This window comes from Delftia sp. ASV31 (assembly GCF_016428765.1).
In the GTDB taxonomy this organism is placed as follows: Bacteria; Pseudomonadota; Gammaproteobacteria; order Burkholderiales; family Burkholderiaceae_C; genus Comamonas; species Comamonas acidovorans.
Window position 1 is genome coordinate 72,959 of sequence record NZ_JAELTK010000004.1, and the last position, 23,712, is coordinate 96,670.

The window sequence follows — 23,712 nt, forward strand, 5'->3', positions numbered from 1 at the left end:
GCCGCGAACGCGGCAAAGACGGGGATGCTAGGGACAAGCGGCCAGTGCCGCAAGCGAAGTCGCAGGCGCGTGGCGGATTGCATACAAAGCAAGATGGAAAAAGCCCCGCAGGCAGGTACCGGCGGGGCTCTTTGATGAAGGGCCTGTGCCCGTTCAGTCCTGCGGACGGAATCCGATGACCAGGTCCGAAGGCACGCGGCCATCGATGTCGCGCGGCAGCGTCTCGGTCTTTTGCAGCGCGCGGATGACGGCGTCGTCCCAGGCCTTGTTGCCGCTGGACTTGGCAATGGTGGCGCCGGTGATGGTGCCATCGGGCGCGGTGCGCACGCGCACCTCGGCCCGCGGGTTGCCGCTGATGGCGTCCGGGTAGACGATGTTGGGCTTGACGCGTGCAGCCACCTTGGCGCCATAGCCGGCCGAGGGGCCCCCGGCCGAGCTGCCCGAGCCGCCGCTCTTGCTGCCACCGGCGCCTTCGCCAGCCGAGCCGCCGCTGCCGGCCAGGCCCTGCATGCGGCGGATGTTCTCCAGGCGACGTGCCTCGGCTTCCTTGGCCTCGCGGGCTTCCTTGGCGGCCTGTTCCTTCTTGCGCTTGTCCTCGGCGGCCTTCTTCTCGGCTTCGGCCTTGGCGGCCTTTTCCTTGTCGGCCTTCTCGGCTTTCTCGCGCTCGGCCTTGTCCTTGGCGGCTTTTTCCTTGTCCGCCTTTTCCTTTTCGGCCTTGTCCTTCTTTTGCTGCTCCAAGCGGTCCTTGCGGTCCTGCTCGGCCTTGTCCTTTTTCTGCTGCTCGAGCTTGTCGCGGCGGTCCTTCTCGGCTCTTTCCGCCTTCTCGCGCTCGGCCTTGTCCTTGGCCGCCTTGTCGGCCTTTTCCTTGTCCAGGCGCTCCTGGCGTTCCTTCTCGCGCTGCTCACGGGCAGCCTGTTCGGCGCGCTCCTTCTTTTGCTGCTCGATCTTGCGCTTCTTCTCCAGCGCGATCTCGGCCTCGCGGTCGTCGTCCACGGCCTGCGGCTTGGGAGGTGGGGGCGGTGCAATCACGGGCGCGGGCGGCGGCGGTGGCGGCTGGGGAACAGGCTCGGGTGCAGGTGGCGGCGGTGGCGTAGGCACGGGCAGAGCGGGAGCGGGTGCGGCCGTGGACCAGAACTCGGCCTCGACCATGGGCTCGTCGGCCTGCTTCGGGGGGCGCACGGTCCACAGCATGGCGGCCACGAGCAGCCCGTGCGCTGCCGCGGCCAGGGCCCAAGAGCGCGTGCGGCCGCGCGTGCGCGGCGGTGCGAACTGGTCGTGGTCTTGCAGGTTGGGCATGGGATCGAAGGCGGGCGGCGCTGCTTACTGGGAGGACTTGACGCCGAAGGCCACGCGCTTGACGCCGGCCGACTGCAGGGCCGACATGGCAGCCATCACGGTCTCGAAGGGCAGCTTCTTGTCCGCGGAAATCAGCACGGCGCTGTCGTCGCTTTGCTGGTCCTGCCAGCTCCTGGCGGCTGCGCCCAGCTCCTTGAGCGTGACGGTCTTGTCGGTGCTGCCGGCCTTGATGCGGATGCCGCCGTCCTTGTCGATCATCACGTCGGCGCGCTTCGGGGGCGTGCGCGCGGCCTTGCCGGCGCTGGGCACGTTGATGGAGCCCGGCGTGAGCATGGGGGCCGTCACCATGAAGATGATGAGCAGCACCAGCATCACGTCGATGAAGGGCACCATGTTGATCTCGTTGACGGTGCGGCGGCTGCGGCCGCCGCGCGAGGCTACTGCGGGCATGTGCTCACTCCTTGCTGGCTTTGAGCGACTTCAATGGCCGGACGGGGTGCTGGAGCCGGTCGCACCCACGTTGCGCTGCAGGATGTTGGAGAACTCTTCGATGAAGGTTTCCTGCTGGCTGGCCACGCGGTCGATCTGGTGGGCATAGCGGTTGTATGCCGTGACGGCCGGGATGGCGGCGAACAGGCCCATGGCCGTGGCCACCAGCGCCTCGGCAATGCCGGGGGCCACGGTGGCCAGCGTGATCTGCTCCATGTTGGCAAAGCCGGTGAAGGCGTGCATCACGCCCCAGACCGTGCCGAACAGGCCGATGTAGGGAGAGACCGAGCCCACGGTGCCCAGGAAGGACAGGCCCGACTCGACCTCGTCCATCTCGCGCTGGAAGCTGGCGCGCATGGCGCGGCGGGTGCCGTCCATCAACTGGTTCACATCTGCTATGCGGCGCTCGCGCAGCTTCTGGTACTCGCGCATGCCGCTGGCGAAGATGCGTTCCATGGGGCCGCCCTGCTTGGCATGGTGGGCGGCCGAGGCGTAGAGATCGTTGAGGCTGGTGCCCGACCAGAAGTCCTGCTCGAAGCCGTCGTTGAGCGAGCGCACACGCTTCAAGGTCTGCGACTTGCGGAAGATGGTGGCCCAGCTGGCCACCGAGGCGCCCACGAGGATCAGCATGACCAGCTGCACGACCCAGCTGGCCTGCAGCACGAGGCTGAGTATGGACATGTCATGGGAGTTCATGAGAGTTGCTCCAGGATGCGGTTCGGAATTCTTGCGGGGCGCATGGTCGAGCCATCCACCCATCCAATGCGGATCGTGCCTTCGCACAACAGGGGCGGCGGCGCATTGCCATCGCCGGCGGATGCCAGCAGCGCCTGCTGCCGTATTGTCAGCGAAGCGCGCCCGCTGCTTTGCAGCTCGGCGGTAACAAGGAGTTGGTCATCGAGCCGGGCCGCCCGCAGGTATTGCAGCTGGGCCTGGGTTACGACAAACATGCCGCCCGTTTGTTCCCGCAACTGCTGCTGGCCTATGCCCAGGGCACGCAGCCACTCGGTGCGGGCACGCTCGAAGAACTTCAGATAGTTGGCGTAGAACACGATGCCGCCGGCATCGGTGTCCTCCCAGTAGACGCGGATGGGAAATTCGAAGGCCATGTGCGGGCGGGCCTCAGGCCAGCAGGCGCTGCAGGCGGCGCACGGCCTCCTGCAGCTGTTCCATGGAGTTGGCCGTGGAAAAGCGCACGAAGTCGGCGGTCTCGAACGTGCCGAAGTCGCGGCCCGGCGTGATGGCCAGGTGGGCGCGCTCCATGACGGCGTAGGCAAAGTCCCAGCTGCCCTGGACGCCAAGCTTGGCGGCAGCGGCTCGGCAGTCGGCCCAGGCGTAGAAGGCGCCGTCGGGCTGCACGGGCACGGGCAGGCCCAGGGCCTCGAGCGCGGGGATGAAGAAGTCGCGCCGGGCCTTGAATTCGGCGCGGCGGCGCTCGTACTCGGCAATGGACTCGGGCTCGAAGCAGGCCAGGGCGGCGCGCTGCGAGACGGTGCTGGCGCAGATGAAGAGGTTCTGCGCCACGCGCTCGACCACGGGCACCATGGCCTCGGGCACCACCATCCAGCCCAGGCGCCAGCCCGTCATGTTGAAGTACTTGCTGAAGCTGTTGATGCTGATCACGTCCTCTCCCAGCGCCAGCGCGGTCTGGCCGAAGGCGTCGTCATGCGACAGGCCCAGGTAGATCTCGTCGATGATGGTCAGCCCGCCCCGGGCGCGCACCACGTCGAGGATGCGGCGCAGCTCGGCCGGCGCAATCGAGGTGCCGGTGGGATTGGAGGGCGAGGCCAGCAGCACGCCGCGCGTGTGCTCGTTCCAGGCGGCCTCGACCTTGTCGGCGCTCAGCTGGTAGCGTTCGGCCGCCGTGGTCGGCACCATCACGGCCCGGCCTTCGGCTGCGCTCACGAAGTGGCGGTTGCAGGGATAGCTGGGGTCGGGCATGAGGATTTCGTCGCCCGCGTCGATGGTGGCCAGGCAGGCCAGCTGCAGCGCGGCCGAGGCGCCGGCCGTGACCACGATGCGCCGCGCCGGCACATCCACGCCGAAGCGCTGCGCATACCAGTGGCTGATGCGCTCGCGCAGCTGGGGCAGGCCCAGGGCCGGCGTGTATTGCGTGGCGCCGTCCTGCACGGCGCGCGCTGCGGCCTCCTGCACCAGCGGGGGGGCGGTGAAGTCGGGCTCGCCGATGTTCAGGAAGATCATCGGCGTGTCGCTGTCCGCGCAGCCGCGCGCCATCTCCTGCGCCGCCTTGGCGATCTCCATCACGTAAAAGGGCTCAATGCGGTCGGCGCGGGTCGAAAACTTCATGACGGGTGAAATCCTGGAAGAGGCGCCCGCGCCCGGCAGGCGCGGGCGGGCCATGGATGGCCGGATGCGGCGGGGCCTGTGCCCCGAAGACCCGAGGCGCGGCGTCAGCCGGCGGCCTGGTCGGCAGCGTCGTCTGCTGCTGCGTCCGTGGCGGCATCTGCTGCCGAGTCTGTGGCCGTGTCTGCCTTGGCGGCGGCGGGCTGCGCGGGCGCGGAGCCCTTGCCCGCACGGTCATGCTCGACTTCGGCCGCGCGCAGCGTGGGCGCCAGACCGTTGAGCACGGCGTTCACGTATTTGTGGCCGTCGGTGCCGCCGAATTCCTTGGCCAGCTCGATGCACTCGTTGAGCACCACGCGCCAGGGCACGTCGGGGCAGTGCTGGAATTCATACACGCCGATCCACATGCTGGCGTGCTCGATGGGCGAGATCTCGGCCATCGTGCGGTCCAGCTTGGGGGCGATCAGCGCGTCCAGGTCCACCTGGGAGTTGATGCAGCCGCGCAGCAGCGCGTCGTAGTGCACCGAGTCGGCCTTGTGAAAGCCGGACAGGTCGCGTGTGAAGCGGTCGATGGCCTCCACGTCGTTGCCGCCCACCAGGTGCTGGTACAGCGCCTGCAGCGCGAATTCACGCGCGCGGCTGCGGTTGGACTTGGAGGCGGCCTTGCGCGCGCCGGTGCTGGTCAGGCCGCCGCGGCTTTGGCGGGGAGGGCGGCCCGAGGCCGGTGTGGATTGTTCGTCGCTCATGTTCGGGCTATGGTTTGGAGCAGGTTGGCCATCTCCACGGCGACCCGGGCCGCGTCGCGTCCCTTTTCGGTCTGGCGCGCGATGGCCTGCTCCGTGTTCTCGGTGGTGATGATCGCGTTGGCGATCGGCAGCTGGTAGTCCAGGGCCAGGCGCGTGACACCCGCGCCCGATTCGTTGGCCACCAGCTCGAAGTGGTATGTCTCCCCACGGATGATGCAGCCCAGCGCCACCAGGGCGTCGTAGCGGTCGGACTCGGCCATCGCCTGCAGCGCCACGGGCACTTCCAGGGCGCCGGGCACGGTGACGTGGTCGATGTTTCCGGCCTGCACGCCCAGGGCCAGCAGCTCTTCGCGGCAGGCCTGGGTCAGGCTGTTGGTGATGCTTTCATTGAAGCGGGCCTGGACGATGCCGACGCGCAGCTGCGCGCCGTCGAGTTTCTGGGCCTGGCCCTTTTCTGCGTTCAACATTTCTTATTCCTTGGGGATGTAGCCGCTGATTTCGAGGCCGTAGCCGGCCATGCTGGGCAGGCGGCGCGGCTGGCCCATGAGCTGCATGCGCTGCACGCCGCATTCGCGCAGGATCTGCGCGCCCACGCCATAGGTGCGCAGATCCATGCGGCCGCGCTCGGGGGCCTGGGCGGCACGGGCGCTGCCGTCGAACTGGGCCATCAGCTGGTCGCCGGTCTCGCCACAGTTGAGCAGCACGGCCACGCCGTGGCCCTGGCGGGCGATGTATTCGAGGCTGGAGTCCAGGCTCCAGGAGTGCAGGGTGCGGCCGGTCTCCAGCGCGTCCAGCACGGACAGCGGCTCATGCACGCGCACGGGCACGGGGGTGTCGGCTTCCCACTGGCCCTTGACCAGGGCCAGGTGCACGGATTGGCTGGGCAGGTCGCGGAAGGCATGGGCGATGAACTCGCCATGCGCCGTCTGCAGCGGGCGCGTGCCGACCTTGCTGAGCAGGGATTCGTTGCGGCTGCGGTACTGGATCAGGTCGGCGATGGTGCCGATCTTCAGGCCGTGCTCGGCAGCGAACAGCTGCAGGTCGGGCAGGCGGGCCATGGTGCCGTCGTCCTTCATGATCTCGCAGATCACGGCGGCGGGGCTGCAGCCGGCCAGGGCGGCGAAGTCGCAGCCGGCCTCGGTATGGCCGGCGCGCATGAGCACGCCGCCGTCGACGGCCTGCAGCGGGAAGATGTGGCCGGGCTGGACCAGGTCCGTGGGCTTGGAGTCCTTGGCCACGGCGGCCTGCACGGTGCGCGCGCGGTCGGCGGCGGAGATGCCGGTGGTCACGCCCTCGGCCGCTTCGATGGAGACGGTGAAGGCCGTGCTGTACACGGTGCCGTTGCGCGCGGCCATGGGCGGCAGCTTCAGGTATTCGCAGCGCTCGCGCGTGAGCGTCAGGCAGATCAGGCCGCGGCCGAAGCGCGCCATGAAGTTGATCGCCTCGGGGGTGACATGGTCGGCGGCCAGCACCAGGTCGCCTTCGTTCTCGCGGTCTTCCTCATCGACGAGGATGACCATGCGGCCCGCGCGCATGTCGGCAATGATGTCTTCCACCGGCGAGATGGGCACGGGGGACGTGGAGTTGTTCATGGAGTGCCTTCTGGAGGAGCCGGGTCGTGCGGACGGGGCGCGGCACACGCGCCGGCTCCCTCGGCCTGGCAGGCGTCAGAAGTGGGCTTCCAAAGAACGTGTGGCGCGGCGCAGCCGCTGTCGGCAATCGGCATGACCCGGAATGACCTTGCGAAAGCGCACATTCTATTCCAGCGGCCATCGGCCGCAGGCGGGGCGGGCTTTGGCCGGATTCAGGGGCCGGGGTCCTGCAGCACCACATCGCCTTCGGGATAGGCGATGCAGGGCAGCACGCAGCCCTCGGCCCGCTCCTCGCGCGTCACGCCCGGCCATTCGATCTCGTAGCGCACGCTGCCCGAGACCAACTGCCCGATGCAGGTGCGGCAGGTGCCGTTGCGGCAGGAACTGGGCCAGTCCACGCCGCCCTGCTCCAGCGAATGCAGCAGCGGCTGGTCGGCCCAGGCATCGACCTGCAGGCCGCTGGGCGTGAGGCGGGCGGTGAAGAAGGGCGGGGAAAAAGGGGAGGAGGCGGGGGAGTCCTGGCTCATGGGCGTCTGCTTTGGATGGGATCTGCCGAGTCTGCATTTGTATGCGATACGGAGCAGGTCGGCACAGGTCCGGAATTGCGCCGTTTGCCTGTTTTTTAATCAATCGCAGGGCTTGTATTTCAAATCAATGACTTAACCGCGAAATCAGGCCGTTGCAGCCGCTTGTCCACATGCTTGTCCAGTCCGAATGGGGGTAAATGCGTACATGCGGGTTGCGCGGTGGATAAGCGGGACGCGGCCCGAAAATCCGGGGTCTTTTGCCTGTTTTTTAAGCGGATCACATGTTTCCCTTTGGAATCAATGACTTGTGTGGCTTATCCCGCCCGCTGTGAAAGTTGTTCACAAGATTGTTCAGGGTGAGACGGGATAAGTCGGGCAGACGACTTGTGGATTTGATTAAAAAATAGGCAAAAGAAAAAAATCCATTCAAAACAACCGCTTGGGTCACCAGTCCCGGGCCAGCACATGGTTGTCCACAGGCTTGTCACGCAATGGTGGGGACAAGGCTGGCGGCCCTGCCGCAGTCGCTTGGGCAACCGGAACGAAGGCGGCGTCCGTCTACATTGCTGGGTGACCGGCGCCTTGCCATCCGGCGGGCGGAGCCGGCATCCAATGCAACAAAGGGAGCATCTCCATGGCGATTGAGTTTGAAGGCCGCGTGGCCATCGTGACGGGGGCCGGCGGCGGCCTGGGGCGTCTGCATGCGCTGGCGCTGGCGGCGCGCGGCGCCAAGGTGCTGGTCAATGATCTGGGCGGCGCGGTCGATGGCAGCGGCGGCTCGGCCACGGCGGCCCAGGCCGTGGTGGACGAGATCCGCGCGGCGGGCGGCCAGGCGCTGGCCAACGGCGCATCTGTCACCGATTTCGCGGCCGTGCAGGCCATGGTGCAGCAGGCCGTCGATGCCTGGGGCCGCGTGGACATCCTGGTCAACAACGCCGGCATCCTGCGCGACAAGAGCTTCGCCAAGATGGACATGGATGATTTCCGCCTGGTGGTGGAAGTGCACCTGATGGGCGCCGCCCATTGCTGCAAGGCCGTGTGGCCGCACATGCAGGCGCAGAACTACGGGCGCATCGTGATGACCACCTCGTCCACGGGCCTGTATGGCAACTTCGGCCAGGCCAACTACGGCGCGGCCAAGCTGGCCCAGGTCGGCCTCATGCAGACGCTGGCCATCGAAGGCGCCAAGCACGGCATCCATGTGAATGCGCTGGCACCCACGGCGGCCACCCGCATGACGGAAGGCCTGATGCCCGAGGCCGTGCTGGCCGCCCTCAAGCCCGAGGCCGTGGTGCCCGCCATGCTGGTGCTGGCCCACGAAAGTGCGCCCACACGTACCACGCTGTGCGCAGGCGCGGGCGGCTTCGAGGCGGCCTTCATCACGCTGACCGAAGGCGTGTATCTGGGCGAGGGCGATCAGGTGCCGGAGCAGCTGGCTGCGCAACTGGCCCAGGTGCTGGACCGCAGCGGCGAACAGGTGCCCGCCAGCGGCGCCGCGCAGGGCACGCTGGAGGTGGGCAAGGCCATGGCCGCTGCCCGTTGATGAAGCGGAGGCCGGCAAGTGATTTCACCGCTGGCCGGCCTGCCCTTGCCCGGCGTCAAGGCAGGGCCGGCCAGGAGGGTGAAACTCTGACATATTCCTTTCGCTCGCGGCGGTGCCATGCGGGGCAACAGGCCAAAACGCGTGGTTAAGCGGACAGGCGCCATCGCGTTTCCTGCCGTTTCTCTATCATTCGGCGTCCGGGTCGGGTCCGCCGGGAATCCTGGTGGTTTCCGTGTGGGCCGGTGCCCATCAACGAATCGGTAAACAAGAATGAAAACATCGCAGGCATCCATGGCGGTTCCCGATCCCCAGCGGCTCAAGGGCATACGCCGTGGCATAGAAAAGGAGGGCCTGCGCGTGCTGCCTTCCGGCAGCCTGGCGCTGACGCCGCATCCCCTGGCACTGGGCTCGGCGCTCACGCATCCGCACATCACCACCGACTACAGCGAATCGCAGATCGAGCTGATCACGGGCGCGCGCCTGGGCGTGCAGGAATGCCTGGACGAGCTGGTGCAGATCCACCAGTTCGTGCTGCGCAGCCTGCGCGATGCGGGCGGCGAGATGCTGTGGTCGTCCAGCATGCCCTGCCAGCTGCCCACGGACGAGACGATTCCGCTGGCGCGCTATGGCTCCTCGCATTCGGGCCGATCCAAGAGCGTGTACCGCATGGGCCTGGGCCATCGCTATGGCCGGCGCATGCAGACCATCTCGGGCATCCACTACAACTGGTCGCTGCCCGGCGTGACCAGCGACCAGTATTTCTCGCTGATCCGCAATTTCCGGCGCCATGCCTTCGTGCTGCTGTACCTGTACGGCGCATCGCCCGCGCTGTGTCCCTGTTTCGTCGAGGGGCGCGAGCATGGCCTGAAGCCGCTGGGCAATACGGGCCAGGCGCTGTACCTGCCCCATGCCACCTCGCTGCGCATGGGCCGCCTGGGCTACCAGAGCGATGCGCAGGCCAGCATCAACGTCAGTTACAACGGCCTGGAAGGCTATGCGAATTCGCTGCATGAGGCGCTGACCCATCCCTACCCGGCCTACGAGATGCTGGGCGTGCGCAATCCGGGCGGCGACTACAACCAGCTGGGCACGGGTCTGCTGCAGATCGAGAACGAGTTCTACGGCACCATCCGCCCCAAGCGCACCGTCAGCCGTGGTGAGCGCCCGCTGCATGCCCTGCGCGAGCGCGGCGTGGAGTATGTGGAAGTGCGCCTGATGGACCTCGATCCCTTCGAGGATGTGGGCATTGCCGCCCCCACCATGCGCATGCTGGACGTGTTCCTGCTGCACTGCCTGAATGCCGACAGCCCGCCCGATACGCCGGCCGAGATCGCCGAACTCAAGCACAACCAGCACCTGACCGCCGAGCGTGGCCGCGAGCCCGGCCTGCAACTGGTGCGCGCGGGTCGCGAGGTGCCGCTGCGCGACTGGGCCCATGAAGTGCTGGACCAGTGCCGCCCCTATGCCCAGGCGCTGGACAGCACGCACGGCACGCACGATTACAGTGCCGCGCTGGCCCAGGCGCTCGAGCGCCTGGAGCATCCCGAGCGCACGCCGTCGGCCCATGTGCTGGGCGAGCTGACGGGCGAGTACGGCAACAGCTTCTCGCGCTTCACGCTGGCTCGTTCCGAGCAGGCCCGCGATTCGCTGCTGGCCCTGCCCTGGAGCCAGGCGCAGCAGCAGCGCTTCGAGCAATGGTCGGCGCAGTCCGTGCAGGACCAGCGCGACATCGAGGCCGCAGACACGCTGTCCTTCGAGGAATGGCGCCTGCGCTACATGTCGCCCGAGAACCTGCGCTGACCGTGCCTCAGCCAGGTCCGCCGCTCAGGGCCTGGCCTGCATCCTCGCACCAGAACAGCACGGCGTCGTAGAAGCCTTCCCAGACGCAGCCGTTGCAGCCGCGGCCGCAGCAACTGGTGGGCTGGGGCGGCGCCGGGCGCAGTGCAATGCCTGCAGCCTGGGCGCGCTGCTGCCAAAGCCCGATCTGCGACAGCGCCTGCTCCAGCGGGCCCTGCACCATGCTCAGCGCCGCGCCTTGCTGCGGCGCACCACAAACAGCACGATGAAGGCCGTGCCCAGCAGCAGGGCGAACCAGCCGACCAGGTACGACTGGGCCATCATCTGCACGATGCCCCCGGGTGCCATGAACTGCGGCGCCAGCAGAATCACCAGGCCGATCACGGCGCAGGTCACTCCCTTGATCAATAGTTCAATGTCGGCCTTGCGCGAGGCGGAGCGGGAAGAGGGGGTATCGGGCAAGGACATAGGCAGTGAGGCGGGGCGTAAAAGCGGGGGACAATTGCGGCTTGCGCAAGAAAGAATGAAGCCTGCGGTTTGCGCTGGGGCGCAGCGCGCTGTTCCATCCTGTCTGCGCAAGCCATGAATTATCCTTGCGCCCCTGCCAGTTCCCCCGTTTCCCAGAAAGTAATCCCATGGCCATACAGTGGTTCCCCGGTCACATGAATCTCACGCGCAAGGTGATCACCGAGCGCGTCAAGGAAATCGATGTGGTCATCGAAGTGCTGGATGCGCGCCTGCCGGGGTCGAGCAGCAACCCGCTGCTGCAGGAACTGACGGGCCACAAGCCGCGCCTGCAGGTGCTCAACAAGCAGGACCTGGCCGATGCCGCGCGCACGCCGCTGTGGCTGGACTGGTACAACGCCCAGAGCGATACGCGCGCCATTGCGCTGGATGCCTCCGAGCCCGCGCCCACGCGCCGGCTGATCGAGGCCTGCAAGCTGCTGGCCCCCAACCGTGGCGGCATGGCCAAGCCCATGCGCGTGCTGATCTGCGGCATTCCCAACGTGGGCAAGTCCACGCTGATCAACTCCATGAGCGGCAAGCGGCAGGCCAAGACGGGGGACGAGGCCGGCATCACCAAGCTGGAGCAGCGCATCGTGCTGGCCGACGACTTCTACCTCTGGGACACGCCCGGCATGCTGTGGCCGCGCATCATCGTCGAGCAAAGCGGCTACAACCTGGCCGCCAGCGGCGCCGTGGGCCGCAACGCCTATGACGAGGAACTGGTGGCGCTGGAGTTGCTGGGCTACCTGCAGAAGAACTACGCGGACCTGCTGGAGGCGCGCTACAAGCTGGGCCTGGACAACGAACGCATTGCCGCCCTGCATGACGACGAACTGCTGGACGCCATCGGCCGGCGCCGCGGCGCGATGATGAGCGGCGGACGTGTCAATCTGCAAAAAGCTGCCGAGCTGGTGCTCACGGATTTCCGCGGAGCGATCCTGGGCCGCATCACGCTGGAGACGCCCGACGAATACGCGCAGTGGCTGGCCGTGGGCCAGGAACGCGATGCCGAGCGCCAGGCCCGCAAGGACGCCAGCAAGGCGCGCAAGCGCCCCCCGCGCGAGCGCAAAAGCGCGCCCTGAGGCACCGCCGGCCGGCGCCGGCATACCCCGTTTGGTGCAAGAGGGCGTCCGACCGGGGCGGTGGCACAACCACCACAGCCGCAGGCGGCGCCGACCGCTAGCATGTTGAGTGTTCTTTCTCTGTTGGGGCTTTTTCATGCGGCGTCATCGAGTCGAGGCGGAAATCCATTTGTCCCTGCGCCGGGTCGTTCTGGTCGGCAGCCTATGGATCACCAGCCTCACCGTGCTGCTGGCCATGGCGCTTCTGACGCAGGACCCCGTTCCCTGGCCCAGCGTGCGGCTGAACCTGGTTGCCGCCGGCGTGAGCTTCGGCGCCGTGCTGCTGGGCTGGCGCCGGCACTGGAAGCTGGCCTCCAATCTTCTGGTCTGGGGCACCTGGGTGGCAGCCGTGACCGTGGTGGCTGCCACGGGCGGCGTGCAAAGCAGCTCGGTGCTGGCCTTTCCGGCCTTGCTCGTCATGTGCGCCTGGGTGCTGGGCGTGCGCACCACGCTGGCCATGCTGGTGCTGTCCGTGCTGGCCATGGCCGCGTTCTGGGTGGCGGGCCGCGAGGGCGTTGACTGGATAGGCCAGCGCGAGACCTCGCCCGTGTTCTCCATGCTGTACTTCGTGGGCATGCTGGGGCTGACGGGCACGGTCACGCTGATGGCAAGGCGCAGCCTGATCCGCCGTGCCCAGGAACTGCAGGACACGCTGGGCTCGCTGGAGCAGCACCAGGACGATCTGCGCAAGTTCTACCGCGCCGTGGAGCAGAACCCCGAAAGCATCGTCATCACCGACGTGCACCAGAACATCGTCTACGTGAACGAGGCCTTCTTGCAGCGCACCGGCTTTGCGCGCAACGAGGTCCTGGGCCAGCCCACGCACCGCTACTCCACCATGGGCCTGGACGCGCCCGCCTGGGAAGAGGCCTTGCACCAGCTGGGCCGGGGCGCGCTGTGGCGCGGCCAGATGACCAACCGCACGCGCCAGGGCGAGGACCTGCCCGAGGCCGTGCTGGTGGCGCCCATACGCGCCTCGGACGGCAGCATCGTCAACTATGTGGAACTCAAGCAGGACCTGTCCGAGCGCATGCGCGCAGAACGCCAGATCCATGCGCTGGCGCATTTCGACGCGCTCACCGGCCTGCCCAACCGCCTGTCGCTGACCCAGCGCCTGCGCGCGCTGGCGCGCGAATTCCGCGAGGGCGGCAAGGGCGGCGAGCCGCGCCACGGCCTGCTGCTGCTGGACATGGACCGCTTCACGGCCTTCAACGATGTGCGCGGCACGGTGCGCGGCGATGCGCTGCTGGGCGCGCTGGCGCTGCGCCTGGCCGATGCCCTGCCCGACGGCGTGCTGCTGGCCCGCATGGGCGCCGATGAATTTGCCGTGCTGCTGGAGAAGGCCGGCCAGGAGGCGGCCGAGGTCGATCAGCACATGCGCGCCCTGGCCCAGGTGCTGCAGGACGCGCTGGAGCGGCCGCTGTGGCTGGAGGAGACCGGCGAGGAAGTGCAGGCCAGCTGCAGCATTGGCGCGGCCAGCTTTGCCGCCTCGCGCACCGACAGCGGTGGCCACGATGTGCTGCGCCGCGCGGGCGTGGCCCTGCACCAGGCCAAGCAGGCCGGGCTGGGCCAGGTTGTCATCTTCCAGCCCGACATGGCCGAGGCCGTGGGCAAGCGCTTTCGCATCGAAAAGGACTTGCGCCGCGCCATTCCTGCCGGCGAGCTGCAGCCCTATCTGCAGTCCCAGGTGGACCACATGGGGCGCTGTGTGGGCGCCGAAGTGCTGGTTCGTTGGAACCATCCGCGCCTGGGCATGGTCGAGCCCGGTGATTTCATTCCCGTTGCCGAGGAATCGGACCTGATCGTGCAACTGGGCGACTGGATGCTGGAGCAGGCCTGCCGCATGCTGGTGCGGCCCGAGTTCGTGCAGCAGGGCTGGCGGCTGTCGGTCAACGTCAGCTGGCGGCAGTTCCGCCAGCCCGACGTGGTGGACAAGCTCAAGCGCACCCTGGCCGCAACCGGGGCCGACCCGCGCCGCCTCACGCTGGAGGTCACCGAAAGCGTGGTCATGCGCGATGTGGACGAGGCGCGCGAGCGCATGGCCGAGCTGCAGCTGCTGGGCGTGGAGATGGGGCTGGACGACTTCGGCACCGGCTATTCATCGCTGGCCTATCTGCAGCGGCTGCCATTCCGTGAACTCAAGATCGACAAGTCCTTTGTGCAGGACTGCCATACCTCGCCGGGCAATGCCGCCATGGTCGAGGCGATCCTGCTGCTGGCCAGACGCCTGCGCCTGCGCGTGGTGGCCGAAGGAGTGGAGACCGAAGAGCAGGCCGGCACGCTGCGGGCCTGGAACCAGGACGTGCTGTTCCAGGGCTACCACTACGGCCGGCCGCTGCCGGCGGTCGAGTGGGTGGACCTGCAGCTGGGGGCGCCTGCCGGCGTGTGAAAGCCGGCGTGAGGGCCGGCGCAAGGGCCTGCGTGTGAGGGCAGACACAAGGGCCTGCGTGTGCCGGCGTTCAGGTCCTGGGCTGTTCCAGCCAGCGGCGCGCCAGCAGGTCCCAGAAGCGTGCGCCGCGCCCCAGGTTGTCGTCGTTGAAGTCGTAGCCGGGGTTGTGCAGGCCCACGCCGGGCTCGCCCGTGGCGGGGCCGTTGCCTATCCAGCCATAGGCGCCGGGCACGGCCTCCAGCATGAAGCCGAAGTCCTCTGCCGTCATGGCCGGCAGGAGGTCGGCGTGGGTGCGGTCCTCGCCCACCGCCTCGCGCATCACGTCGGCCATGAAGCGGGCCTCGTGCGCGTGGTTGGTGGTGTTGGGATAGCCGGGCTTGAGAATGAATTCGGCGCGGCACAGATGGGCCGCTGCCACATGCTCGCTGATGCGCTGCATGCCTTCGATGAACATCTGCTGCGTCTCGGTCCTGAGGGCGCGCACCGTGCCGAAGATGCTGGCCTCGTCGGGAATGATGTTCTCCACCGTGCCGCTGGTGATCTTGCCCACGGTGAGCACGGCGCTGTCCAGCGGATCGGTGCTGCGCGACACCAGGGTCTGCAGCTGGCCGACGATGGCGCAGGCCACGGGAATCGGGTCCAGCGTGGTGTGGGGCATGGCCGCGTGGCCGCCCTTGCCGTGCACGCGGATCTCGAAGCGCAGCGTGGAGGCCATGATGGGCCCCACGCGCACCGCCATCTCGCCTGCAGGCAGGGCAGGCCAGTTGTGCAGCGCGAACACGGCCTCGCAGGGGAAGCGGTCGAACAGGCCGTCCTCCATCATGGCCTTGGCGCCTGCGCCGCCTTCCTCGGCGGGCTGGAAGATCAGGTGCACCGATCCATCGAAATCCGGCTGCTGCGCCAGCAGCGTGGCCGCGCCCAGCAGCATGGTCGTGTGGCCGTCATGGCCGCAGGCATGCATGCAGCCCGGGTTCTGGCTGGCGTGGCCGAAGGCGTTGAGCTCCGTCACCGGCAGCGCATCCATGTCGGCCCGTATGCCGATGCTGCGGCCCGGGTTGGCGGCGCTGCGCCCCCGGCCGTGGATGCTTGCCACCACGCCGGTCCTGCCCAGCCCGCGGTGCACCTGCAGCCCCAGCGCCATCAGGTAGGCCGCCACCTTGTCGCCGGTGCGGTGCTCCTCGTAGCGCAACTCGGGGTTGGCATGCAGGTCGTGGCGGAACTTCAGCAGGGAGCCGAGGTGGGGGGTGATGTCGGGTGTGGATCGCATACAGGGGCCGCGGCGGCCTGCACGCCCAGCGGGTCAGCAGGCGGTCGCAGCAATTCAATGACAAGGTGGACATGATAGGTCCTGTGGTTTGCTTGCGGTGCCTGCCGGGGCGATAGGCCTTGTGCTGCCCAGGCTTTGCGCTACGTTCCTTGCGAGCAGCCCGCGCAATGCCCGGCTGCCCAGGGTGCCCGGGCGCTGGAGCAAGTGCAGGGGAATGGCGCCAGGCCCGACAATCGCCCCCATCATGAAAAACACCATCCTGCCCCTGCAATTGTTCGTGCGCCCCGAGCATGACGATCCCCAGCCCCTGATCCTCTACCATGGCCGCCGCTGCCCGGACGGCTACGGCGCGGCACTGGCGGCCTGGCTTTACTACGGCGGGCAGGCCGAATTCCGGGGCCTGGACCATGGCGAGATCCAGAAGGCCGACGACCTGGGCGAGCTGGCTGGTCGCGCCGTCTACGTGCTGGACTTCGCCTTCGAGCCCGAGCTCATGGCCGAGATCGAGTCGCGCGTTTCCAAGCTCGTGGTGCTGGACCACCACAAGAGCGCTGCCGAAAAGCTGAGCGGCTACCAGTGCCGCTGCGGCGTCGTGCACTTCGACATGAACAAGTCCGGCGCGCGCCTGGCCTGGGAGTTCTTCCAGGCCGACAAGCCCGTGCCCGGCCTGATCCGCTTCATCGAGGACCGCGACATCTGGAAGTGGGAATTCGCCGAGAGCGCGGGCTTTCTCGCGGCGCTGGACATGGAGCCGCGCAGCTTCGAGCGCTGGGCCGAGATCGCGGCCTTCACGCCTGAGCAGGAAGCCGCCTTCATGGCGCGCGGCGGTGCCATGGACGAGAAATTCCAGAAGCTGTGCGCCGACATTTCCGAGGCGGCCCAGCCCCTGGTCTTCAACGGCATGCAAGGGCTGATGGTCAACTGCCCCGGCATGTTCCACAGCCAGGTCGGCGACCTGCTGGCGCGCCAGAGCGGCAGCTTCGCGCTGATGTGGCATGCCAGCACCAAGGGCGTGAAGATCGGCCTGCGCTCGCGCTCGGAGTTCAACTGCATACCGCTGGCCGAGAGCTTTGGCGGCGGTGGCCATGCCCAGGCCTGCGGCTTCAAGATGGGCAACGAACGCCTGGTGGAGCTGCTGTCTGGCGTGCTCAAGGCCGATGCCTCGGCCGACTACGCCTACGTGGCAGCGCCGCTGATGGAGCAGCCTGAAACGGGCGCGCCTGCCGAAGCTGCCTGATCCGGCCGGGCCGTTGCTGGCAGGCCCGCACAGGCCTGCCAGCCGGGCAGGGCGCACAGCGCGCGCCAGTGCTGCACATCGGCCACATGGCCCAGTTGCCGCCAGTCGGCCTCGAAGCGCAGCGGCTCGCCCGTCATCGGGTGCGCCAGCTCCAGCGCATGCGCGTGCAGCCACAGCCGCTGCAGGCCCAGCCGCTCCGCCCACCAGCGGTTCAGCGGCCCCTTGCCATGCGTGGCGTCGCCAATGATGGGATGGGCCACATGCTTGAGATGGCGGCGTATCTGGTGGCGCCGGCCCGTGGCGGGCAGGGCCTCGACCAGTGAAATCCGTGTGGCCGCGTGGCGCGGGTCAAAGGCCTCGGGCCACTCCAGGCGCGCCAGGCAGCGCAGCGAAGTCTGTGCGGGCTGGGCTGGGGCGTCCTCGGGCGCATCGTCGGGCCTGAGCGCGTGGTCCACCTCCACCGCATCCGGCAGCCAGCCCCGCACCAGCGCCAGGTATTGCTTGCGCACTTCCTGCCCGGCAAAGGCCTGGCCCAGCCGCTGGGCGGCCTGGGCATGCAAGGCCATGACCAGCACGCCGCAGGTGCCCTTGTCCAGCCGGTGCGCGGGGTACACATGGCAGCCCAATTGGTCGCGCAGGGTCTGCAGCACAAAGCGCGTCTCGTGCGCGTCCAGTCCCGTGCGGTGCACCAGCCAGCCTGCGGGCTTGTAGACCGCCACCAGATGCTCGTCGCGCCAGAGGATGTGCAGCGGCGCGTCGTCGGGCTCTGGCGGCTGGGCCGGGGAGGGGATGGATGAAGGCTGGAACATGAGGGCGTGAGTGTAGGCGCTGTCCGCCCACCGCCATGCAGACCCCCGCGCACTACCTTTGCGCACTCCCCCGCGCACTACCCCCGTGCAGGGCAACGCAGTGCTGCCTCCCGTTGCACGACTGGCGGCTTCAGGGCGATGCAAGATCGCGCCTGGTTCTGCGCCGCCGCGTGAACCGGAGTTTCTGAAACCCTCTCAAACGCACCACACCACACCGCATGGACCATCGCAGCACCGCTCCCATCCGCATCGCCATCGTCGGCCACGGCAACCTCGGTCGTGGCGTTGAGGCGGCCATTGCCCGCAACCCCGACATGGTGCTGGCCGGCATCTACACCCGCCGCGATCCGGCCCGGCTGCGTCCGCTGCAGCCCGGCACGCCCGTGCACGGCATGGACAGCCTGCTGGCCCATCGCGCCGGCATCGACGTGCTGGTGCTGTGCGGCGGCTCCAAGGACGACCTGCCGCAGCAGTCGCCCGCGCTGGCCGCGCATTTCAGCCTGGTGGACAGCTTCGACACCCATGCGCGCATTCCCGAGCATTTCGACCGGGTGGATGCCGCCGCCCGCGCAGCCGGCACCACGGCGCTGATCTCGGCGGGCTGGGACCCGGGCATGTTCTCCCTGCAACGCCTCATGGGCGAGGCCCTGCTGCCCGATGGCGCCACCTATACCTTCTGGGGCAAGGGCCTGAGCCAGGGGCACTCGGACGCCATCCGCCGCATTCCCGGCGTGGCCGGCGGCGTGCAGTACACCATTCCCGTGGACGAGGCCGTGCAGCGCGTGCGCAGCGGCGTGCGGCCCGACCTGTCTGCGCGCGAGCGCCACCGGCGCGAGTGCTTTGTGGTGCTGGAGCATGGGGCCGATGCCGATGGCGTGCGCCAGGCCATCGTCGGCATGCCGCATTACTTCGACGAATACGACACCACGGTGCATTTCATCAGCGCCGAGGAACTTGCCCGTGACCATGCGGCCATGCCGCATGGCGGATTCGTCATCCGCAGCGGCCGCAGCTCGCAGGGGCTGCACCACTCCATCGAATACCGCCTGCAGCTGGACAGCAATCCGGAATTCACGGCCAGCGTGCTCGTGGCCTATGCGCGCGCCGTGCACAGGCTGCAGCAGTCGGGGCAGACGGGCTGCAAGACCGTGTTTGACGTGGCGCCCGGCCTGCTGTCGCCCAGGAGTGCGGCCGAGCTGCGCGCCGAACTTCTCTAGCCTAGCCTTGGCCCACGCGGGCCGCGTCTTCCAGCCGGTCCACATCACGCAGCGGCTTGAACAGGGTCATCCAGCTGCCGACCACGCCCAGCGTGCACAGGCTGCCCACCACGGCAGCCGGCACGGCGCCCAGCCAGGCTGCGCTGGTGCCGGCGCGGAATTCGCCCAGCTCGTTGGACGAGCCGATGAACAGCATGTTCACCGCGTTCACGCGCCCGCGCATGGAGTCGGGCGTGGAAAACTGCACCAGGGCCGAGCGGATGTAGACACTCACCATGTCGGCCGCGCCGGCCAGCATCAGGGCGGCCATGGACAGCCAGAACCAGTGCGACAGCGCAAACACCAGGTTGGCCACGCCGAAGATGGCCACGGCGGCGAACATCACGCGGCCCACATGGCGCTGGATGGGACGGGCCGACAGCCACAGGCCCATTGCCACCTCGCCCACGGTCATGGACGAGCGCAGCAGGCCCAGGCCTTCGGGGCCGACCTTGAGCACCTCGTGCGCATACACGGGCAGCAGGGCCACCACGCCGCCCAGCAGCACGGCGAACAGGTCCAGCGAAATCGTGCCCAGGATGATGGGGCGCGTGCGGATGAAATGGATGCCTTCGCCAAAGCGCTGCCACAGCGAGCCGCCCGCCGGCGCCATGGCCCCGGCAAAGCGCACGGGCACCGTGCCCAGCAGCAGCACGGCCAGCACCAGGGATGCGCCGCAGACCGCATAGGTCAGCACGGCGCCGCCCCAGGCGTAGAGCACTCCGCCCAGCACAGGCGCCGCAATGGCGGCCGTGCGCATCAGCATGCTGTTGGTGGCCAGCGCCTGGGCCAGCTGCTCGCGCGGCACGATCTGCGGCAGCAGGCTTTGCAGGGCCGGCCCCGTGAAGGCGCGGCTGCAGCCGAACAGCACCAGCACGGCATAGATCCAGTGCACATCGTGCGCGGCCGCGCCCTCGTGCCAGGACAGCCACAGCAGCAGCAGGGAGCACAGGGCAGCCACGGTCCAGCTGCCCGACAGCAGGCGCTTGCGGCTCATGCGGTCGCTGAGGTCGCCGGCCGGAATCAGCAGCGCCAGCATGGGCAGGAACTGGGCCAGTCCCACGTAGGCCAGGGACATGGGGTCGCGCGTCAGGTCATACACCTGCCAGGCCACGACCACCGCCTGCATCTGCTGGGCGAACATGGACAGCATGCGCGCCATGACGAAGGGGACGAAGGCGCTGCTGCGCAGGCCGGCAGCGGGGCTGTCGGCCGATGAGGGGGGAAGCGGGGAGGAGGGCAAGATCGGATATCCGTGGAGGAGCACGCGCAGTATCTGCGAAATGCCGGCGCCTTGCTGGCCGTTGTGCCCGCTCCACGCTGCCGACGAAGGCATGCGGTCTGCTCCCACAAACACCCGCGGCGCGGCGCGAGAATATGCCATCACGGGTCATGCCAGAACCCCGCATCAGAGGAGCAACACACCATGTCCATGTTGTCCATGCAATACGCCGGCACCTTGATCGGTCGCGAGGCGGTCATCGACTTCCCCGACAGCAAGGCTGATGTGCGGTACACGCCGCAAGGCCAGATGGTCTGGCATGTGGTCGATTCCCTGGGCCATGTATCCGATGGCTGCGAACGGCTCAGCTACCTGCAGGTCAGCGACAGCCTGCACTTTCTCAACTGGATCGAGAAAACGGGCTTCACCGTCAGCCAGGTCATCGACACGGCCCAGGGCACGGTGCAGGCCTTCTGGTCGTTTGCCGACCCGGCCAGCGAGGGCGGGCACCGCTCGTCCATGTTCGTCGAAGGCCGTTTCCGCTTCCGTTGAGGCGCCCGCGTGCACGGCGCAGCCCCGCCGCGTGAAACATTGCGGCATCTGCGCGATCTGCCTGTTTTTTCAGCGCCTGCGGCAAACCCATGGCTGGCGCGGCAATGCAGGGTTGTCCCGAAGCTTGTCCACAGGCAGGCCCACAGTCGCTGGGCATAACCGTCACGCTGCGGTCATTTTCGTCATGCTGCGGAAAAGTTCCTGGAATGTGGGTGTGCACTATCGTTGAATCCCAGCATCGGCGGGTTCATGGAATTCCGGTTCATTGCCTGAGGCGAGGCCAGCCGCGCGCAGCTCGAGGTTTGCCGCCGTGAAACATCCCTTCCGCCCGATCCCGTCCGCAGGGCCCCCGGCTATGCTGGCTGCATGACCTGGCTGTTTCTTGCATTGCATCTGCTGCTCATTGCAGGCTTTGGCCTGCGCATCCTGCTGCGCGACGATGTGCGTCCCGACGTGCGCATGGGCTGGCTCACCGTCATCGTGCTGCTCCCCTATGCGAGCTGCGCGCTGTACTACCTGTTTGGCGAGGTGACGCTGCGCCGCCGAGGCCGGGCCCGGTACCGCAAGGTGCAGGACTTTGCGCCCGGCGCCCCGGTCACGGGCAGCGGCGTGCCGGTGGCGGGGGTGGCGGGCATCGCGCCGCAATGGCAGGCGGCCTTTGGCTATGCGGCGTCCATCAACCGCTTTCCCGTGCAGCCGGGCCATGCCGCGCAGCTCATGGCCGATGGTGCCCAGGCCCGCGCCCGCATGCTGGCCGACATGGAGGCCGCCCGTCACGAGATCAACGTGCTCTACTACATCTGGCTGGCCGATGACACGGGAACGGCCGTGGCCCAGGCGCTGGTGCGCGCGGCCCGGCGTGGCGTGGTCTGCCGCGCCATGGTGGACGGGCTGGGCTCGCGCGCGCTGCTGCGCTCCGACCTCTGGCAGCAGATGGCGCAGGCCGGCGTGCAACTGGCCGTGGCCCTGCCGGCCAGCCACCCGTTCAGGGTGATGTTCACCAGCCGGCTGGACCTGCGCAACCACCGCAAGATCACCGTGATCGATGGGGCCATCACATACTGCGGCAGCCAGAACTGCGCGGACGAGGCCTTCGCCGTCAAGGCCCGCTACGCGCCCTGGGTCGATATCATGCTGCGCCTGCAAGGCCCGGTGGTGGCGCAGATGCAGCAGGTCTTTGCCAGCGACTGGGCGCAGGCGCGCAGCGCAGGTCATGGACTGTCCATGCCCCTGGCCGCCGAACCCGAAGCGGGGCCGGCCGACATGCCCGCCGAAGGCTTTGCCGCCGTCGTCATTGCCGAAGGCCCGGCCGAGCGGCCGCGCTCCACCTCGCAGCTGGTGTCCACCCTGCTGGCCAGTGCGCGGCGCGAAGTGGTGATCTCCACGCCCTATTTCATCCCCGATGCCACGGTGCTGGAGGCCCTGTGCGCCGCCGCCTGGCGCGGCGTGCAGGTCACGCTCATCCTGCCGGCGCGCAACGATTCCTGGATCGTGGGCGCGGCCAGCCGCAGCACCTACCGCTACCTGCTGCGGGCCGGCGTCATCCTCCATGAATTCCGCCCCGGCCTGCTGCATGCCAAGACCCTGTGCGTGGACGGGCAGGTGGCCCTCGTGGGCTCCACCAACCTGGACCTGCGCAGCTTCGACCTGAACTTCGAGAACAACGTGCTGCTGCAGGACGAGGCCGTGACCCGCGCCATCCGCCAGCGCCAGGGCGACTACATCCGCCAGTCCGACCGCATCACCGCCGCCCAGGTCCACGCCTGGCCCTGGGGCCGCCGCATCTGGAACAACCTGCTGGCAATGCTGAGCCCGGTGCTGTGAGCCTGCAAAGAAAAAGGCCTGCGCAATGCAGGCCTTCAGGGCTGTTGGGAGGCAGGCGCGCTCAGCGGCCCACGCGCTCGCTCTCGACCACCATGTCCAGCACATAGGCGTAGGCCGATGCATCGGCGGGCACGTTCTGGCGCTTGTAGCGCTGGATGCGCAGCACGTTGCGGATGCCAGGTTCGTGCTTGTAGCCCTCGATCTCGCTGTAGAAGTTCTCCCACTCGCCGGTGGAGGTCTTCACGCCGTTGTCGCCGTAGCGGATCTCGCGCACGCGCAGGCACTGGAAGTCCTTGATCAGCGGGTGATTGCAGGCCGTGCGCTGGGGTGCCACTTCCAGGAAGATGCGCTCGCCGGCGCTGCCGTACTGGGTCTGGGCCGTGGGCGAGCCGTCGAACTGCCAGCGCGTGCCGTCGATGAAGGTGAGCGTCAGGCGCGCAGGCTGATTGCCTTCGCCCAGTTGCACGGACCATTGCTTGGCCGTGGGCAGGATGCGGGCCACCTTTTGCTCCAGCGCCATCAGTTGGTCGTCATCGCAGGCCATCAGCGTGCTGGCGGCGCGTTGGGTGGCGATGCGGTTGCCTTCGGTGCGGTAGCCCGTGGTCACCACGTTGCACAGGTTCTTGACGGCCAGGCGCTGGTCGGCGAATTCCAGTTGCAGGGGCCGCTTGCGCGAGGCGGCGGTCAGGAACCAGCTCTGGTCCTCGGTGCCCTGGGGCGTGAAGGCCTGGCGAAGATTCCAGTGGTAGGCGGTCAGCGATTGGGCATCACCGGGTGGGCCGGCAGGGGCCGACGCCTGGGTTTTGGCGCCTTCTTCGGCATTGCCACCCTTGTCGATATGGCTGCAGGCGCCGAGCCCCATGGTGACGATCACGGGCAGGCACCAGGTCCAGCTTGGCTTCATGTTGAGTTCCTTGGTTGATGGGTACGGAGACAGGCTCAGGCGCGGCGGGCTGGTGGCAGCCCTGGCGCGGCATGTGCCGCGCCGGCCCTGGCCGAACCGGGGCACCATAACGCAGATGCGCGGCGGCGCCTGTCAGAACGGGGCGCTATTCACATTCCTTTGCATCTATTTGATGCAGGCGGAAAAAACGGATTGCTGCAAAGTTGCCGGCCGATGCGTTGCGCTCAGGTGAGAATAGGCGGCCAGCCGCCATGCCATCCGCAGGCTGCGGCGCCGGAGCAAGGAGCAGGTTCGTGTATCGACGTTGGAGTGCAGCAAACAGGGTGCGTG

23 protein-coding genes are annotated in these 23,712 nt (G+C 68.0%); 8 read left to right on the forward strand and 15 right to left on the reverse strand.

Annotated features, from left to right (window positions below; translation table 11 throughout):
- Positions 1–153 precede the first annotated feature (153 nt).
- From tolA to JHD82_RS02655, 9 genes are all read right to left on the reverse strand, one after another.
- Positions 154–1,296: a cell envelope integrity protein TolA gene (gene tolA, locus JHD82_RS02615; protein WP_199135331.1), complete on the reverse strand. Its 1,143-nt coding sequence runs from the start codon at positions 1,294–1,296 to the stop codon at positions 154–156.
- Positions 1,297–1,320: 24 nt separating this feature from the next.
- Positions 1,321–1,746 carry an ExbD/TolR family protein gene (locus tag JHD82_RS02620; protein WP_012204381.1) on the reverse strand — a complete coding sequence of 142 codons (426 nt, stop codon included), beginning with the start codon at positions 1,744–1,746 and terminating at the stop codon, positions 1,321–1,323.
- Positions 1,747–1,776: 30 nt separating this feature from the next.
- Complete coding sequence (tolQ, locus tag JHD82_RS02625) at positions 1,777–2,481, reverse strand: protein TolQ (RefSeq protein ID WP_012204382.1); 705 nt, start codon at positions 2,479–2,481, stop codon at positions 1,777–1,779.
- A complete protein-coding gene (ybgC, locus tag JHD82_RS02630) occupies positions 2,478–2,894 on the reverse strand; it encodes a tol-pal system-associated acyl-CoA thioesterase (RefSeq protein ID WP_016450455.1) in 417 nt (138 codons plus the stop codon). The genes tolQ and ybgC overlap by 4 nt, the downstream gene beginning before the upstream one ends.
- A gap of 13 nt (positions 2,895–2,907) precedes the next feature.
- Positions 2,908–4,092, reverse strand: coding sequence for a pyridoxal phosphate-dependent aminotransferase (locus tag JHD82_RS02635; protein WP_043796416.1), 1,185 nt, complete (start codon positions 4,090–4,092; stop codon positions 2,908–2,910).
- A 104-nt stretch (positions 4,093–4,196) separates the two neighbouring features.
- Complete coding sequence (gene nusB / locus JHD82_RS02640) at positions 4,197–4,835, reverse strand: transcription antitermination factor NusB (protein ID WP_199135332.1); 639 nt, start codon at positions 4,833–4,835, stop codon at positions 4,197–4,199.
- Positions 4,832–5,302: a 6,7-dimethyl-8-ribityllumazine synthase gene (gene ribH, locus JHD82_RS02645; RefSeq protein WP_199135333.1), complete on the reverse strand. Its 471-nt coding sequence runs from the start codon at positions 5,300–5,302 to the stop codon at positions 4,832–4,834. The genes nusB and ribH overlap by 4 nt, the downstream gene beginning before the upstream one ends.
- Positions 5,303–5,305: 3 nt before the next feature.
- Positions 5,306–6,427 (reverse strand): bifunctional 3,4-dihydroxy-2-butanone-4-phosphate synthase/GTP cyclohydrolase II, encoded by a 1,122-nt coding sequence (ribBA, locus tag JHD82_RS02650; RefSeq protein WP_013803408.1) that lies wholly within the window; start codon positions 6,425–6,427, stop codon positions 5,306–5,308.
- Between the two features lie 212 nt (positions 6,428–6,639).
- Positions 6,640–6,954, reverse strand: a complete 315-nt coding sequence (locus tag JHD82_RS02655; protein WP_016450460.1) for a 2Fe-2S iron-sulfur cluster-binding protein — start codon at positions 6,952–6,954, stop codon at positions 6,640–6,642.
- Between the two features lie 634 nt (positions 6,955–7,588).
- Here JHD82_RS02655 and JHD82_RS02660 point away from each other — a divergent pair.
- Positions 7,589–8,497, forward strand: a complete 909-nt coding sequence (locus tag JHD82_RS02660; protein WP_199135334.1) for an SDR family NAD(P)-dependent oxidoreductase — start codon at positions 7,589–7,591, stop codon at positions 8,495–8,497.
- Between the two features lie 270 nt (positions 8,498–8,767).
- Positions 8,768–10,297, forward strand: a complete 1,530-nt coding sequence (gshA, locus tag JHD82_RS02665; protein WP_071954808.1) for a glutamate--cysteine ligase — start codon at positions 8,768–8,770, stop codon at positions 10,295–10,297.
- 7 nt (positions 10,298–10,304) lie between these two features.
- Here the strand turns inward: gshA and JHD82_RS02670 are convergent, their stop codons facing one another.
- A complete protein-coding gene (locus JHD82_RS02670; RefSeq protein ID WP_012204391.1) occupies positions 10,305–10,517 on the reverse strand; it encodes an oxidoreductase-like domain-containing protein in 213 nt (70 codons plus the stop codon).
- A gap of 2 nt (positions 10,518–10,519) precedes the next feature.
- Positions 10,520–10,762 (reverse strand): hypothetical protein, encoded by a 243-nt coding sequence (locus JHD82_RS02675; protein WP_043823769.1) that lies wholly within the window; start codon positions 10,760–10,762, stop codon positions 10,520–10,522.
- Between the two features lie 167 nt (positions 10,763–10,929).
- On the opposite strand from JHD82_RS02675, the gene ylqF reads away from it, so the two are divergent.
- Both ylqF and JHD82_RS02685 read left to right on the forward strand, forming a co-directional pair.
- Positions 10,930–11,883, forward strand: coding sequence for a ribosome biogenesis GTPase YlqF (gene ylqF, locus JHD82_RS02680; protein ID WP_012204393.1), 954 nt, complete (start codon positions 10,930–10,932; stop codon positions 11,881–11,883).
- 136 nt (positions 11,884–12,019) lie between these two features.
- Positions 12,020–14,311, forward strand: coding sequence for a bifunctional diguanylate cyclase/phosphodiesterase (locus tag JHD82_RS02685; protein ID WP_063326740.1), 2,292 nt, complete (start codon positions 12,020–12,022; stop codon positions 14,309–14,311).
- A 70-nt stretch (positions 14,312–14,381) separates the two neighbouring features.
- On the opposite strand, the gene JHD82_RS02690 is transcribed toward JHD82_RS02685, so the two are convergent.
- Positions 14,382–15,578 (reverse strand): M20 aminoacylase family protein, encoded by a 1,197-nt coding sequence (locus JHD82_RS02690; RefSeq protein ID WP_199135335.1) that lies wholly within the window; start codon positions 15,576–15,578, stop codon positions 14,382–14,384.
- Positions 15,579–15,822: 244 nt separating this feature from the next.
- Between JHD82_RS02690 and JHD82_RS02695 the strand changes: the two genes are divergently transcribed.
- Positions 15,823–16,815, forward strand: coding sequence for a DHH family phosphoesterase (locus tag JHD82_RS02695; RefSeq protein ID WP_199135336.1), 993 nt, complete (start codon positions 15,823–15,825; stop codon positions 16,813–16,815).
- Here JHD82_RS02695 and JHD82_RS02700 read toward each other — a convergent pair.
- Positions 16,755–17,624, reverse strand: coding sequence for a pseudouridine synthase (locus JHD82_RS02700; RefSeq protein WP_199135337.1), 870 nt, complete (start codon positions 17,622–17,624; stop codon positions 16,755–16,757). The genes JHD82_RS02695 and JHD82_RS02700 overlap by 61 nt on opposite strands.
- 218 nt (positions 17,625–17,842) lie before the next feature.
- Between JHD82_RS02700 and JHD82_RS02705 the strand changes: the two genes are divergently transcribed.
- The gene (locus tag JHD82_RS02705; RefSeq protein ID WP_199135338.1) at positions 17,843–18,841 is read left to right on the forward strand and encodes a diaminopimelate dehydrogenase; all 999 of its coding nucleotides are present in this window, start codon (positions 17,843–17,845) and stop codon (positions 18,839–18,841) included.
- A gap of 1 nt (position 18,842) precedes the next feature.
- Here the strand turns inward: JHD82_RS02705 and JHD82_RS02710 are convergent, their stop codons facing one another.
- Positions 18,843–20,216, reverse strand: coding sequence for an MFS transporter (locus JHD82_RS02710; RefSeq protein ID WP_088166907.1), 1,374 nt, complete (start codon positions 20,214–20,216; stop codon positions 18,843–18,845).
- Between the two features lie 90 nt (positions 20,217–20,306).
- Here JHD82_RS02710 and JHD82_RS02715 point away from each other — a divergent pair, with 90 nt between their 5' ends.
- Together JHD82_RS02715 and cls are read left to right on the forward strand one after the other, a co-directional pair.
- Positions 20,307–20,654 carry a hypothetical protein gene (locus JHD82_RS02715; protein ID WP_012204400.1) on the forward strand — a complete coding sequence of 116 codons (348 nt, stop codon included), beginning with the start codon at positions 20,307–20,309 and terminating at the stop codon, positions 20,652–20,654.
- A 366-nt stretch (positions 20,655–21,020) separates the two neighbouring features.
- Positions 21,021–22,478 carry a cardiolipin synthase gene (gene cls / locus JHD82_RS02720; RefSeq protein WP_097202931.1) on the forward strand — a complete coding sequence of 486 codons (1,458 nt, stop codon included), beginning with the start codon at positions 21,021–21,023 and terminating at the stop codon, positions 22,476–22,478.
- Positions 22,479–22,539: 61 nt separating this feature from the next.
- On the opposite strand, the gene JHD82_RS02725 is transcribed toward cls, so the two are convergent.
- Positions 22,540–23,382: an META and DUF4377 domain-containing protein gene (locus JHD82_RS02725; RefSeq protein ID WP_012204402.1), complete on the reverse strand. Its 843-nt coding sequence runs from the start codon at positions 23,380–23,382 to the stop codon at positions 22,540–22,542.
- Between the last annotated feature and the right edge of the window lie 330 nt (positions 23,383–23,712).

Coding starts and splice junctions, on each gene's coding strand:
- tolA (WP_199135331.1), bottom strand. CDS start 1,296: ATGCCCAACCTGCAAGACCACGACCAGTTCGCACCGCCGCGCACGCGC.
- JHD82_RS02620 (WP_012204381.1), bottom strand. CDS start 1,746: ATGCCCGCAGTAGCCTCGCGCGGCGGCCGCAGCCGCCGCACCGTCAAC.
- tolQ (WP_012204382.1), bottom strand. CDS start 2,481: ATGAACTCCCATGACATGTCCATACTCAGCCTCGTGCTGCAGGCCAGC.
- ybgC (WP_016450455.1), bottom strand. CDS start 2,894: ATGGCCTTCGAATTTCCCATCCGCGTCTACTGGGAGGACACCGATGCC.
- JHD82_RS02635 (WP_043796416.1), bottom strand. CDS start 4,092: ATGAAGTTTTCGACCCGCGCCGACCGCATTGAGCCCTTTTACGTGATG.
- nusB (WP_199135332.1), bottom strand. CDS start 4,835: ATGAGCGACGAACAATCCACACCGGCCTCGGGCCGCCCTCCCCGCCAA.
- ribH (WP_199135333.1), bottom strand. CDS start 5,302: ATGTTGAACGCAGAAAAGGGCCAGGCCCAGAAACTCGACGGCGCGCAG.
- ribBA (WP_013803408.1), bottom strand. CDS start 6,427: ATGAACAACTCCACGTCCCCCGTGCCCATCTCGCCGGTGGAAGACATC.
- JHD82_RS02655 (WP_016450460.1), bottom strand. CDS start 6,954: ATGAGCCAGGACTCCCCCGCCTCCTCCCCTTTTTCCCCGCCCTTCTTC.
- JHD82_RS02660 (WP_199135334.1), top strand. CDS start 7,589: ATGGCGATTGAGTTTGAAGGCCGCGTGGCCATCGTGACGGGGGCCGGC.
- gshA (WP_071954808.1), top strand. CDS start 8,768: ATGAAAACATCGCAGGCATCCATGGCGGTTCCCGATCCCCAGCGGCTC.
- JHD82_RS02670 (WP_012204391.1), bottom strand. CDS start 10,517: ATGGTGCAGGGCCCGCTGGAGCAGGCGCTGTCGCAGATCGGGCTTTGG.
- JHD82_RS02675 (WP_043823769.1), bottom strand. CDS start 10,762: ATGTCCTTGCCCGATACCCCCTCTTCCCGCTCCGCCTCGCGCAAGGCC.
- ylqF (WP_012204393.1), top strand. CDS start 10,930: ATGGCCATACAGTGGTTCCCCGGTCACATGAATCTCACGCGCAAGGTG.
- JHD82_RS02685 (WP_063326740.1), top strand. CDS start 12,020: ATGCGGCGTCATCGAGTCGAGGCGGAAATCCATTTGTCCCTGCGCCGG.
- JHD82_RS02690 (WP_199135335.1), bottom strand. CDS start 15,578: ATGCGATCCACACCCGACATCACCCCCCACCTCGGCTCCCTGCTGAAG.
- JHD82_RS02695 (WP_199135336.1), top strand. CDS start 15,823: ATGAAAAACACCATCCTGCCCCTGCAATTGTTCGTGCGCCCCGAGCAT.
- JHD82_RS02700 (WP_199135337.1), bottom strand. CDS start 17,624: ATGTTCCAGCCTTCATCCATCCCCTCCCCGGCCCAGCCGCCAGAGCCC.
- JHD82_RS02705 (WP_199135338.1), top strand. CDS start 17,843: ATGGACCATCGCAGCACCGCTCCCATCCGCATCGCCATCGTCGGCCAC.
- JHD82_RS02710 (WP_088166907.1), bottom strand. CDS start 20,216: ATGCCTTCGTCGGCAGCGTGGAGCGGGCACAACGGCCAGCAAGGCGCC.
- JHD82_RS02715 (WP_012204400.1), top strand. CDS start 20,307: ATGTCCATGTTGTCCATGCAATACGCCGGCACCTTGATCGGTCGCGAG.
- cls (WP_097202931.1), top strand. CDS start 21,021: ATGACCTGGCTGTTTCTTGCATTGCATCTGCTGCTCATTGCAGGCTTT.
- JHD82_RS02725 (WP_012204402.1), bottom strand. CDS start 23,382: ATGAAGCCAAGCTGGACCTGGTGCCTGCCCGTGATCGTCACCATGGGG.